The following is a 12,830-nucleotide window of genomic DNA, read 5'->3' as shown; positions in this document are numbered from 1 at the left end:
AACGCAGTATCCGCGTTGGGCGCTCCCCCGCAGTCCACGATCGCGCGACTGACCTAGTCGCCACTGGGAGCGCCGAACAAGGCCATTCGCGAAAGGCGACTCCCATGAATACAACTCCTTCCTCAATCCCTCAACGTGCCGCGGGCGAGCGAGCGCTGGTCCTCGGTGGCGGCGGATCGACGGGCAACGCGTGGCTGATCGGCGTCGTCGCCGGCCTGTACGAGGCGGGGCTGGACGTCACCACCGCCGACCTGACCGTCGGGACCTCGGCCGGCTCGACAGCCGCCGCCCAGCTGGCCGGCGCAACGCCGACCGAACTACACGCCGCCATCCTGACCTCTGCTCCGCCGCACCGCACCGGTCCGGCTGGACCCGATCGAGGACGCGTTCCGGCCAGGCCGGCGTCGGACCACATGGAGAGAACGAGCAGGATCATCGCTTCCGCCACGGATCCGGCTGACATGCGCCGCAGAATCGGCGCGGCCGCACTCGACATGCCTGCGGCGTCGGATGGTTCACTGCAAGCGCAGTGGCGCGCGACCGTTGCCGCGCGACTGCCCGATGAGCGCTGGCCTCGGCGGCCGTTGCTCATCACGGCGGTCGATGCCGAGACCGGCGAACCGGCGGTGTTCGACCGCCTCAGCGGGGTGGATCTGGTGGATGCCGTCGCCGCCAGCTGTTCCAGTGGCTTCGCCTACAGGATCGGGGACCGTCGATACATCGACGGCGGCTACCGTTCCAACGCCGAGAACGCTGATCTGGCAGGCGGATACAAGCGGGTGCTGGTGCTCTCGCCCTTCGGCGGCCGGACACGGACGCCGTCGGAGTGGGGCCTGGACCTGGCGATACAGGTCGACGAACTACGTGCACACGGCAGCAGAGTCGAAACGATCTTCCCGGGCAGCGACTCCGAGTGCATGTTCGGCGCCAACGCCATGGATCTGTCGCTGCGTCCGCCCGCCGCGCGAGCTGGTTACGACCAAGGCAGAGCCTTGGCCGAGCAGCTCACCGCGTTCTGGAGCTGAACGCTCGCAGAACCGGCCCCGCCGATCGCGCAATCATCCTCCCGCGCGATCGGCGGCCCGTTCGTCGGGCGTCCTAGAGCCAGCGCGGCGGCAGTCGATCGGCTCCGGCCGTGAGCCCGACCGCCCCGCGACCCGACGCCCAGCGGACGACGGACGCGAGCGGTCCGGTGACCGTGGCGGTCACCGGCGCGTCCTCCTGCACGACGACCAACCGTCGTCCGCCGACCTCGAGGACCAGCCCCACACCCTCGCCCTTGCGCCGCCACGTCCCGACGATGTCGTCAAGCAGCGAGTCGAGCACCACGTCGGGGATGTCCTCGAAACGCCCGCCGTTGCCGAGGTCGACGGTGTGGATCCACACCTCACGGCTGCGCATCCACGCGGTCTCCGACGCCGGCACCATCCGACCCTGAGCGGTTCGCACCTCCGCGTTCCACGCATCCCCGGGAAGGTTCCGCCACTTCGCGTCGAGCTGGGCTGCCGTCTGGGCGAACAGGTTTCGCAACGACCCGCTGCTGAGAGTGGCGCCCTCGTCGATCTCCCGGGCCCGCACCTCCCTCGACTCGTACATCGGTGTCTCGACGCCGGTCGCCGCCCAGTCCAGCAGTCGGCACAGCGCGGCGGCGTTGTAGCCGACGTGCGCCACCACGTGCCGCCGGGACCACCCGTCGAGCAGGCTCGCACCGTCGAACTCCGCGTCCGCCAGCGCGGCGAGCCGCTGCGCGAAGTACGCGGTTCCCTCCCGCGCGATGTCCAGCCGCTCGGCCAGGTCCAGATCGTTGAAGGCCACTGACGCTCCTACTCGACGACGGTCTCGTTGTGCACCGAGCCGAGTCCCTCGATGCTCACCTCGACCGTATCCCCGTCGGCGACGTGGCGTGCGGGCTTGCAACCCCGGGCCGTCAATCGTTCCAGGCGAGTGCTCGACGAGATCCCTGCGGCTTTCGTGTTCCTCAGCGTCTGCCCGACCGACTGTCAGGGCCGGCGCATCACGGTCTCGATGAGGTCGTAGCCCAGTTCGGGGTGGATCGCGCCGGTGCTGTCGAGTCCACCTTCGAACCACGACTGATCCGCTTCGGGGTGCGGGCCGACGACGCCCACCCGCCCCGACCCGTACGGCGCGACGAGTGCGGCCGGCTGCCCGCCCCCGTAGGTGGCGAGAAGGTCCACGGAAGCTCCGGGCTGGAGCCAGAAGGCCGGGCCGTCCTGGAAGTACACCGTCTTCGTTTCACCCCGCCATCGCACGTCGACGCGAGCGGGCGCGGTCGTCTTGACGGTCGCGTTGGAGGCGGTGATGTACTGCCATGTGTCGCCGGGCAACAGGCCGAACCCCGGTGTTGCTCCGGCCAGATAGCCACCAAGGCAGAATCCGAGGTAGTTCCCGCCGCCGGCAACCCACTGTCGAATGATGTCGGCGTACGGGCTCATCGCCGTCCACCCCTTCGAGAGGCTCGGTCCTCCCGGCTGCGCGTAGACCGCGGCCTCGGCGAGTGTGGCCGCCGTGATCTTCTTCTTCTCCTTGGGGCCGACGAACGCGGTCCGGAAGCCGCGCGGCGAATTCCGCAGCAGCGTCGCGACCGCCTCCGGACAGCCCGGAAGGGACGCCGGCCCGCGGTAGACGAGCGCCAAGGGAGCCGGCTCCGACGCCGATGCCGTGGTCGGGACCGCCGCCAGTGCGATGGCTGCGCCCGCACTCATCAGGAATCCTCGTCGATTCAGCATCCTCAGCACCCTCTCGCCCTCGCCCATCACGGACGCGTCCTAGTCGTTGGCAGCCGACGATCGGTGACTGCCATCACGATTTGACCAGATAAGGGGATGAATCGTCGGGTGAATCGAACGTCACCTCGTGGACATATCAGATACCCGCAGCGGCCACGCAGTATTGCCGTCGGCACACGCACAAATCGCATATCGGCGCCGTCGCAGGGGCGTCGATATGCGCCTGACCGGGCCGAACAATCGTTTGCTTCCCCAAACAAGCTGTCGTGCAGTGATTCTCGACACACGCCAACCGTGGGCGAAATGCGTGTTCTTCGTGCCGAATTCCGCCGCAATTGGCGCGGGTAACGTTCGGATCTCGGGTCCTGATCGAGTTGGTAACGACCGAACGCCCTGGTGGTTGCGCTCGCAGCCCGGGATATCCGATGAGGAGTGGGGATCGATGTACCGCATGGCCACCACGGAACCGGCTGGCACGCAGGCGCTGTCAGGAGTGGGGGCTCCCCGACGTCGCCTAAACAACGTCTTCGAGGACGCGTGCGACCGAACACCGTCCGCGATCGCGCTCGAGTGCGGCGCGGACCTGTTCACCTATGCAGAGCTCGACGCGCGCGCAAATCGACTGGCCCACATGCTGATCGACCACGGAATCGGTTTCGGCGCCCGCGTGGCCATCCTCTTGCAGCGCTCGCCGGAGACGTACATCGCACTGTTGGCGACGCTGAAGGCCGGCGCCGCATTCGTTCCCATCGACCCGGGTGCGCCGCGCGAACGCATCGACTACATCACCTCCAACGCCGATGTCGATCTCGTCCTGACCGGCGAGGAATTCGCCGAGACCCTCGCGCCACTCGAGCTCCCTCGAATCGAAATCGACTCCGCTGCAGCCCTTCTGCAGGGCTACCCCACCGAGCGTCCGCGCATCGACGTCGACGCCGCCGCGGACCCGACCGCCTACGTGATCTACACCTCGGGCTCGACGGGGAAGCCGAAGGGCGTCGAGATCATGCAGTCGAGCATCTGCAACTTCCTCGACGTCGTCCCCGACGTGTACGACGTGCGTCCGACGGATCGCGTCTACCAGGGCATGACGATCTCGTTCGACTTCTCGATCGAGGAGATCTGGCCCACCTGGGCGCGCGGCGCGGCCCTGGTCGCCGGACCGACCGACTCCGGCCGACTGGGCGCCGAACTCGCGGACTTCCTCGACGAGCACCGGATCACGGTGCTGTACTGCGTTCCCACGCTCCTGGCCACCCTCCCTCGTGACCTCCCCGCGCTGCGCAGCATTCTCGTGGGCGGGGAGGCCTGCCCCGGCGAACTGGTCGAACGTTGGAGTCGACCTGAGCGCCGCATCCTCAACACGTACGGCCCCACCGAGGCCACCGTCACCGCCACGTGGACCGAACTGCTGCCCGGCCGCCCCGTAACGATCGGCAGGCCACTGCCGACGTACTCGGTGATCATCCTGGACGAGCAGCGAACACCCGTCCCCGACGGAGAGGTCGGGGAGATCTGCATCGGCGGCCCCGGTCTCGCCCGCGGCTATGTCGGGCGACCGGAACAGACGGCGGATCGCTTCATCGATCACGCCGACGCCCCGGACGGCGGAAAGCTCTATCGCACCGGCGATCTCGGTCGCATCACCCCGGACGGCGAGATCGAGTACCTCGGCCGTGCGGACAGCGAGATCAAGATCCGCGGCCATCGCGTGGATCTCGGCGAGATCGAGAGCATCCTCCTCGAGGACGCCGAGATCGCGAGTGCCGTAGTGGCCCTGGCCGACGTGTCCGGCAGCCAGGAGTTGGCCGCGTACGTCGTCCTGCGTTCCGGTGCCGCACGCGCCGCACACATCGCCGAGGACGGCGGCGACGCCCTGATCCTACGACTCCTCGAGGCGCTCCATCTGCGCCTGCCCGAGTACATGGTCCCGGCGTTCGTCGACATCGTCGGCGAGCTGCCGACCATGCCCAGCGGCAAGGTCGACCGGTCGCGGCTGCCCGCGCCCGGACCGCGCCGAACCCTGCATGCGGCGGGACCCGTCGTCGCGCCGCAGACCGAGCGCGAGCACCGCATCCGCGCCGTGTGGGCGGCGACACTCGGGGTCGACGTCGACGCGCTGTCCGTAGAGGCCGACTTCTTCACCGATCTCGGCGGCCACTCGCTGGCGGCCGCGAAACTCGTTTCCGCGCTGCGGGAGTCGGAGGCAGACACCGTCAGCCTGCGTGACATCTACACGAATCCGACCGTGCGCAGCCTGGCCGCGGCGCTCGACGCGGAGCCGCAGTCCGACACCACCGCGGTCGTGCAAGCCCGGCCGACGCCCCTGTCGCACAGCGCTCTTCGCATCGCTCTCGCCGGCGCCGTCCAGGGGCTCTTCCTGCTCGGCATGCTGTTGGTCGTCACGCTGCCGGTCTCGATCGTCTACAGCATCCACGGCGGCCATCCGAACTTCACGATGCTCCGCGACCTGCTGATCGCGACCGTCCCGACGTATCTGGGTGTGCGATGGGTCCTGCCCGTGCTGTTGGTGCCCCCACTCTCGTGGCGCATCCGCCCGGGACGGTATCCGCTTTGGGGGGCAACGTATCTGCGGCTGTGGATGGTCGATCGGATGCTGGCGCTCTCCCCGGCGCCGGTGCTCGCGGGCTCGCCGTTGATGGTGCCGTTCCTGCGCGCGCTCGGCGCCCGCGTCGGGGGGGACGCGCAGATCGGCACCAGTTCGATCCCCTTCCCTGCGATGGTCCGGATCGGTGAGGGGGTGTCGGTCGGTTACAACACGGATCTGCAGTCCTGGCGCGTCGAGTCCGGTTGGATCGTCGTCGAGAGCATCGTCGTCGAGGATCATGCCTTCGTCGGCGCGAACTGTGTCCTCGAACCCGGCGCCCACATGGAATCCGGTGCGATGCTCGCGGACCAGTCGGTCCTCGACCAAGGGCGTCGGATTCCCGCCGGCGAACGCTGGGCCGGTTCTCCGCCGCTGCCCGTCACCGACCTCGAGCCTGCGGTCGAGGCGATGGCCGCGGCACCGGCGCCGCGCCGCTGGTCCTTCGGACTGCGTGCACTCGCGGTGCTGGGTCTCGTGACGCTCGAATTCATCGCTATCGCAACGCTGGTCCCCAGCCTCGTCCTCGTCTGGTACGTGCTGCTCGAGTGGGGAATGATCTGGGCCTTCTTCGCGACTCTCCTGTCGGGCTCGGTCTACGTCCTCAGCGTGTGCGCCGCGGTGGTGCTCGGCAAGAAGCTGATGCTGGACGCTCCTCCGGTAGGGATCCACAATGCGCGTTCGAACCTCGGTATCCGAAAGTGGATGACGGACAAGCTCTTCCTCATGAGCCTGACCTACACGGGCTCCCTGTACGCGACCCTGTACACGGGACCGTGGCTGCGCCTGCTCGGCGCCAAGGTCGGCCGCGGCGCCGAGGTGTCGACCGCCGCGCACATCGATCCCGACCTGCTCACGATCGGCGCCGAGAGCTTCGTCGCCGACATGGCGAGCGTCGGCGGTTCGTCGTTCTGCAACGGGTGGATCGCCTTCGATCGCACCACCGTCGGTGATCGCGCGTTCGTCGGCAACGCGGCTTTCGTCCCGGCCGGCACCCACACCGGCGATCGGTCCCTCGTCGGGGTCCTGACCGTGCCTGACCGGAACGGGGTCCCCGCCGACTCGTCGTGGCTGGGTTCGCCCGCCATCAACCTTCCCGCACGGCAGGACAGCGGAAGCTACGCCGAGTCGGATACTTTCCGGCCGAGTCGGTCGGTCGTCGCGCATCGCCTGTTCATCGAGTACTTTCGGATCACGCTGCCGGCCACGCTGATCGGTGTCAGCCTCTTCTTCTATCTGCTCGCACTGTCGCTCACGGCGCGGTCCGCAGGGATCTGGGTGACCATCCTCGTCGCGCCGCTGGTCGCGCTGGCCACCGCGATCGGCGTGGTGCTCTACGCCTCCGCCGTGAAGCGGAACATGGTGGGCACCTACCGACCGCGGGTGGAGCCGTTGTGGGCCAAGTTCGTTCGTCGGTCGGAGTTCGCCACCGGAATCTACGAGGCCGCTGCCGTGCCCGTGCTGCTCGATCAGCTCAAGGGCACTCCGTTCCTGCCGATCGCGCTGCGCGGTTTCGGGGCGGACATCGGTCGCCGCACGTGGATCGGAACCACGTACCTCACCGAGTTCGACCTCGTCCGGATCGGCGACGACGCCGCGATCGGTTCGAACTCGTCGATGCAGACGCACCTGTTCGAGGACCGTGTGATGAAGATGTCCGTCGTCACCGTCGACGGCGCGGCGACGGTGGGCACTCGCGCGATCGTCCTCTACGACGCGACGGTCGGCCCGGGCGCCGAACTGGGTCCGCTGTCCCTGCTCATGAAGGGCGAGGAACTGCCGGCGAACACACGGTGGCGCGGGATCCCGGCCGAGGCGGTCCGATGAGGAACGGCAGCCGCCCCCTGGCCCTCGTCTACCGGGGCGGAGCGACCCGGCCCGGGTGTGCCGAGTCCGTTGCGGACCTGTTGCGGGCGAGTCGCTGGGACTTCGACGTGCGCTACGTCGGCCCACGCGAGGCGCTTCCACTCACCGACGAGGTCCTCGCGCAGGCCACGTTGTACGCCCAGCCCGGCGGGGCGACCCTGAGTCCCGCGTGGCGGCGAATGCGTAAGCACAGCAAGCATGTCCGTCGGTTCGTGGCCGGCGGCGGACGCTACCTCGGGTTCTGCCTCGGCGGATACCTCGCGGGGGCCACCCCGGGTTTCGACCTGCTGCCGGGCGACACCGACCAGTACATCGTCACCGACCGCGCGACGGTCGATTCGACCCGGCCGACGCTCGTCGAGGTGGACTGGCGCGACGACCGCCGCAGCCTCTACTTCCAGGACGGCGCCACCTTCCACGTGCGACGCCAAACCCCGGACCTGGACGTGATCGCCACCTACCCGAACGGCGAAATCGCTGCCTTGGCAGTGCCTTTCGGCACCGGCAGGGTTGCGGTCGTCGGACCGCACCCCGAGGCCGACCGAGACTGGTTCGCCGACTCCGGCATCCGACCACCTGCCGACGACTCGCGGATCGCGGGACTCGAACTTATCGATGCGGTGATGAGCTGACATGAGAACCACACCTGATACGACGATCGACCGAAGTACACCCACCAGCGCGGCCACGAGCGCCCGCCGGCTGGTCGCGATCGACGCGGCGCGCGGCCTGGCCGTGCTCGGCATGATCGCCGTCCACTCCCTCATGGCCTACGACGCCGACGGCGACCCGACCTGGACGTTCAGCCTTGCCGCCGGGCGCGCGTCGGCGATCTTCGCGGTGCTCGCCGGCGTCGGCATCGCCTTCGTCTCCCGCCGCAAGCAGCAGAAGCCCGGCATCGACGCGACCGCCATCTCCTGGTCGCTCGCCGCCCGAGCGTTGATGATCGCGCTCATCGGACTCTCCCTCGGTTTCACCGACAGCGACTACGGCGTGGTGATCCTCGGCTACTACGCCGCGATGTTCCTCCTTGCGATCCCGCTGATCCGGCTGAGCACGCGTGCGCTCGTCTTCACCGCGGTCGCGCTCGCGATCTGCGCGCCGCTGCTCAGTCAGGCGCTGCGCCCGCACCTTCCCGAGGGGATCGACGCCCAGCTCTCGTTCGACGCGGCCCTGCACCAACCACTGAGCTTCGTGTCCGACGTCCTGTTCACCGGTGAGTTCCCCGCCGTCGTGTGGATGACATACGTGTGTGTCGGACTCGTCGTCGGCCGACTGGTACTCACCGCGTGGCAGACCGCGCTGGGGCTGGTCGCCACCGGCGTGGCACTCATGCTGACCTCCAAGATGGTGTCGTGGCTGATTCTGTACCCCTTCGGCGGCCTCGACCGGATCCGGTCCGCCGAAGCGCCCGACACCGACGGAATCGTCGACGAGTTCCTCGCGTTCGGCGGGGACGGGACGACCCCGACGAGCACGTGGTGGTGGCTCGGCGTCGACGGGCCGCACACGGGCACACCATTCGATCTGATGGCGACAGTCGGCAGCTCGCTGCTCGTCCTTGGCGCGATACTGCTCCTCGGCCACGTCACGGCACCCGTCTGGTCCACGATCATCCACGTCGTCCTCGCGCCACTCGCCGCGATCGGCAGCCTGTCACTGACCGTGTACGTCAGCCACATCCTGTTCGTGAACTCAGACTTCGACGTGTACGGCCCGGTCTCCGGATACGTCCGACAAGTCGTCTGCATCACGGCCCTGGCGCTCGTGTGGCGCGCGACCGCGGGCCGCGGACCGCTCGAGGGACTCGTCCGGTTCGTCACCATCCGTGTCGACCGGTTCGTGCGGCAGCACCACGACAAGCCGGCGGGGCGGCACGCCGCCTAGGACGCGTGTTCCGTGGGCTCCGAGTTCGTGGGCATGTCCGGCGCACGGGTCGCACCGGCCATCCTGAGTGCGATCTCGACGTACTTCCGGGCGACGACTTCCGGGCTGTGGACGCCCTCCGCGTGATACCAACGGGGAATCACTTGGCACATACCGAGAATCGCCCGGGTGGTCTCGGCGGGATCGTCCGCGTCGAAGTCTCCGGACGTATTTCCGTCGTGCACGATGTCGAGCACCAGGCCCTCGACGCCCTTGCGCACCGCGCGGTACCGCTCCCAGTTCTCGGGGCCCAGGTATCTCGCCTCGCCCTCGAGCGCCGCCAGCCGCGCACGGTTGGTCATCTGCAGCACGATCGTGAAGATCACGTTCGTCAACCGCTGAACCGGATCGCCGTCGCCCGCGTCGTTCGCAGCCAGTGCCCGCGAGCGCAGGTCACTGATGGAGAGTTCGAGGAGCGCGATGAGCAGCCCCTCCTTGCTCTGATGGTGGTAGTACAGCGAGGGGACGGTGACGCCGACTCGGCGGGCGATCTCCCGGACGGACGCGCCGTGGAAGCCCGACTCGTAGAACGCGTCGAGCGATGCCGACAGGATGGGGGTCAGGTCCAACGGCTCGACACTGCGCCAGTCGGTCGGATCGTCCGCCCCTTCGGTCACGTCTGTCGACAACTTGGTCACCTAACCCCCACACTTTTCACGCTTGCTGACGGTCCGAGACTACTCGGACTGGACACGACGTCCGGTCGACTCGGATACCACGGGACTGCGCTCCTCCGCACGCCGTCGTGGAGCGTCACTGCCCCAACCATTCCCGGAGCACCACGGCGCCGTCCGCGCCCACCGGTCGCGGCGGGGTCGGTGTCCCCGGCACGGTCCGCGAGAACCTCGGCGCCGGCGCGGCCTGCATGACGCCGCCCACCTCGAGGAGGCTGCCCCGGTCCCGGAGGTAGGAGCCCTCCTTCGCGACCTCGTCGAAGGACAGCACCGGCGTCACACACGCATCCGTACCGTCGAACACCGCCACCCAGTGATCGCGGCCCTCCGAGCCGAACACCTCGGCGAACCGCTCCCGCAGCGTCGGCCACCCCGACCGGTCGTGCTGATCCGGCAGGTCCGCATCCGCGAGGCCCAGGCCGTCGAGCAACGCCGCATAGAACTGCGGCTCGATCGCGCCGACCGCGACGGCCCGCCCGTCCGCACAGGCGTAGGTGTCGTAGAACGGCGCACCACCGTCGAGCAGATTCGTCCCCGCACTCGACGACCACTGCCCGAAACCACGCATCGCCCACATCATCTGGGACAGCACGCTCACCCCGTCGAGCATGTTCGCGTCGATCACCTGCCCGAGACCCGACCGCTGCCGCTCGAACAGGGCCGACAGGATGCCCACCAACAGGAACATCGAGCCGCCACCGAAATCACCCACCAGGTTCAACGGCGGCACCGGCCGCTCCCCCGGCCGCCCGATCGCGTTCAGCACGCCGGTCAGCGAAATGTAGTTGATGTCGTGGCCCGCCCGCGGGGCCATGGCCCCACTCTGCCCCCACCCCGTCATCCGGGCATAGACCAGCCCCGGATTGACCGCGGCACACTCATCGGGCCCGAGCCCGAGGCGCTCGGCAACCCCGGGCCGGTAACCCTCGATCAGCACATCGGCCTTCGCGACCAGGCGCAGCACCATCTCACGGTCGACACTGTTCTTCAGGTCCGCCGCCAACGAACGCCGGTTACGCAGCATGTGGTCCGGCTCGCCGTCCAATACGTCGACGGCACTCGAACTCGGCCGCTCGATACGAACGACATCGGCACCCAGGTCACCGAGGATCATCGCGGCATGCGGTCCCGGCCCGATACCGGCGAGCTCGATCACCCGCAGCCCGTCCAGAGGCCCGCTCACGCGACGCTCCCGAACCGCGCGGGACGCTTGTTCTGGAACGCGTCCACCCCCTCCGCGAAATCGGGTGCGGCCAACAACTCGAGCTGCCCGGCCCGCTCCCGCTCGAACGCCGCATCGAGCTGGCCGAGCGTCGCGTCGTTGATCGCCTCCTTCGTCCGACGGAAGGCATCGGCGGGGCCGGCGGCCAGCCGCCACGCAAGCGCCTCGACCTCGGCGTCGAATTCGTTGTCGGCGTACACCTTCGCGATGAGGCCGGCCCGCAGCGCCTCGGCGGCCCCGAGGCGCTCGGCCAACAGCGCCAACGCCATCGCACGCGCCCGCCCCACCGACGCCGCGACCAGCGCCGTGGCACCACCGTCCGGCATCAGACCGATCCTGGTGAAAGCCAACAAGAAATAACTGGATTCGGAGGCCACCGTCAGATCGCACGCCAACGCCAGCGACACACCCACTCCCGCGGCGGGACCCCGAACCGCCCCGATCACCGGCCGCGGAAACGAACGAATCTTGTCGGCCACCCGGTTGGCCGCATCGATCGTCGCGGCCGACGGCGCAGCGTAGAGATCCAGGCCAGCGAGGTCTGCCCCCGTACAGAACGCGCGCCCGGCACCCGACAGAACGGCGACCCGCACCTCGGGATCGACGGAGTGATCCTCGAACGCATCCGCAACAGCGTCCAGCGTCTCGACCCGGACCGCGTTCATGCTCGTAGGGCGGTCGATGGTGACGCGCAGGACACCGTCCTCGACGATGCTGACGACACCCGGTTCGAGGGTTGTCACAGTGAGCTCCTTCGGTTGCTCTAACGGATTCGCAGGTCCACTTCAGTAGTGCCGGAACAAGGCTCGGCCGGTCGCAGCGCAGCGCCGCCGACGCAGTCGACGGAGAGTCGCAATCCATACCAGGCGGGTTCCCCGTTCGACAGACAGGTCCGCCCGTTGACCACGCCTGCCAGCCATGGTAGCAATTTAGCGATCGTTAAGTAAGTAGGTACACCTCCAAAGGAGCCCCATGGCCGACGAGCCGATCGTCACCGAGCCCGCCGCCCTCTACGAGCGTCGAGGTGCCGTCGCGATCATCACCCTCAACCGTCCACGGGCGCTGAACGCCGTGAATGCGGCGCTGTCCACCGCGGTCGGCAATCTGCTCGAGCAGGCCGACGCCGACGACGCGGTGCGGGTCATCGTCCTCACCGGCGCGGGACGCGCCTTCTGCGCCGGCGCGGACCTCAAGGCGCTCGGCAGCGGCGCCTCCCTCGACGCCGAGGGCCACCCGGAGTGGGGCTTCGCCGGCTTCGTCCAGCACTGGGTGGGCAAGCCGACGATCGCCGCCGTCAACGGATTCGCCCTAGGCGGTGGCACCGAACTGGTCCTCGCCGCAGATCTGGCCGTGGTCGACGAACAGGCACAGCTGGGCCTGCCCGAGGTCAAGCGCGGACTGTTCGCCGCGGCCGGCGGTGTGATCCGCCTGCAGCAGCAGATCCCCCGCAAGGTCGCCCTCGAACTCGCACTCACCGGCGAACCCATCACCGCCGTCGACGGCCTCAAGCTCGGCCTCGTCAACCGCGTCGCACCCGCCGGGACCGCCCTCGAGGTCGCGCTCGAGCTCGCCGAGAGCATCGCCGCGAACGCACCCCTCTCCGTGCGTGAATCGAAGGCGATGATCCACCGCACCGCGGCCCTCTCGGACTGGGAACAGGACGTGTGGGAGCAGAACGCCAAGGCCATGGCGGTCGTCTTCACCAGCGAGGACGCCCAGGAAGGCCCGAAGGCGTTCGCCGAGAAGCGCCCGCCGGTCTGGGCCGGCCGCTGACCGTACGACATCGCCGC

General features: G+C 68.7%; 10 protein-coding genes. 5 read left to right on the top strand and 5 right to left on the bottom strand.

Annotation, left to right across the window (positions count from 1 at the left end; genetic code table 11):
- Nucleotides 1-104: 104 nt before the first annotated feature.
- On the top strand, nt 105-1,025 hold the full coding sequence (locus tag ABI214_RS16730; RefSeq protein WP_348603642.1) for a patatin-like phospholipase family protein: 921 nt from the start codon (nt 105-107) through the stop codon (nt 1,023-1,025).
- 73 nt (nt 1,026-1,098) lie between these two features.
- Here the strand turns inward: ABI214_RS16730 and ABI214_RS16725 are convergent, their stop codons facing one another.
- Both ABI214_RS16725 and ABI214_RS16720 read right to left on the bottom strand, forming a co-directional pair.
- Nucleotides 1,099-1,815, bottom strand: a complete 717-nt coding sequence (locus ABI214_RS16725; RefSeq protein WP_348603641.1) for a maleylpyruvate isomerase family mycothiol-dependent enzyme — start codon at nt 1,813-1,815, stop codon at nt 1,099-1,101.
- 185 nt (nt 1,816-2,000) lie between these two features.
- Nucleotides 2,001-2,723 carry a BPL-N domain-containing protein gene (locus tag ABI214_RS16720; RefSeq protein ID WP_348603640.1) on the bottom strand — a complete coding sequence of 241 codons (723 nt, stop codon included), beginning with the start codon at nt 2,721-2,723 and terminating at the stop codon, nt 2,001-2,003.
- A gap of 475 nt (nt 2,724-3,198) precedes the next feature.
- Here ABI214_RS16720 and ABI214_RS16715 point away from each other — a divergent pair, with 475 nt between their 5' ends.
- From ABI214_RS16715 to ABI214_RS16705, 3 genes are read left to right on the top strand one after another with little or no spacing between them, the layout of a single operon-like run.
- Nucleotides 3,199-7,179 carry a Pls/PosA family non-ribosomal peptide synthetase gene (locus ABI214_RS16715; protein ID WP_348603639.1) on the top strand — a complete coding sequence of 1,327 codons (3,981 nt, stop codon included), beginning with the start codon at nt 3,199-3,201 and terminating at the stop codon, nt 7,177-7,179.
- Nucleotides 7,176-7,850 carry a BPL-N domain-containing protein gene (locus ABI214_RS16710; protein WP_348603638.1) on the top strand — a complete coding sequence of 225 codons (675 nt, stop codon included), beginning with the start codon at nt 7,176-7,178 and terminating at the stop codon, nt 7,848-7,850. The genes ABI214_RS16715 and ABI214_RS16710 overlap by 4 nt, the downstream gene beginning before the upstream one ends.
- 1 nt (nt 7,851) lies before the next feature.
- Nucleotides 7,852-9,105 (top strand): heparan-alpha-glucosaminide N-acetyltransferase domain-containing protein, encoded by a 1,254-nt coding sequence (locus tag ABI214_RS16705; RefSeq protein WP_348603637.1) that lies wholly within the window; start codon nt 7,852-7,854, stop codon nt 9,103-9,105.
- On the opposite strand, the gene ABI214_RS16700 is transcribed toward ABI214_RS16705, so the two are convergent.
- The 3 genes from ABI214_RS16700 to ABI214_RS16690 form a co-directional block, all read right to left on the bottom strand.
- Nucleotides 9,102-9,773, bottom strand: a complete 672-nt coding sequence (locus ABI214_RS16700) for a TetR/AcrR family transcriptional regulator (RefSeq protein ID WP_408586828.1) — start codon at nt 9,771-9,773, stop codon at nt 9,102-9,104. The genes ABI214_RS16705 and ABI214_RS16700 overlap by 4 nt on opposite strands.
- A 124-nt stretch (nt 9,774-9,897) precedes the next feature.
- A complete protein-coding gene (locus ABI214_RS16695) occupies nt 9,898-11,001 on the bottom strand; it encodes a CaiB/BaiF CoA transferase family protein (RefSeq protein ID WP_348603635.1) in 1,104 nt (367 codons plus the stop codon).
- Nucleotides 10,998-11,783: an enoyl-CoA hydratase gene (locus ABI214_RS16690; RefSeq protein WP_348603634.1), complete on the bottom strand. Its 786-nt coding sequence runs from the start codon at nt 11,781-11,783 to the stop codon at nt 10,998-11,000. Before ABI214_RS16690 ends, ABI214_RS16695 begins: the two co-directional genes overlap by 4 nt.
- A 229-nt stretch (nt 11,784-12,012) precedes the next feature.
- Between ABI214_RS16690 and ABI214_RS16685 the strand changes: the two genes are divergently transcribed.
- Nucleotides 12,013-12,813 carry a crotonase/enoyl-CoA hydratase family protein gene (locus ABI214_RS16685; protein WP_348603633.1) on the top strand — a complete coding sequence of 267 codons (801 nt, stop codon included), beginning with the start codon at nt 12,013-12,015 and terminating at the stop codon, nt 12,811-12,813.
- Nucleotides 12,814-12,830: the final 17 nt, after the last annotated feature.

Source organism: Prescottella soli (assembly GCF_040024445.1).
GTDB lineage: Bacteria > Actinomycetota > Actinomycetes > Mycobacteriales > Mycobacteriaceae > Prescottella > Prescottella soli.
Note: the sequence above shows the minus strand (reverse complement) of the source record. Positions and strands in the feature narration are given on the sequence as shown.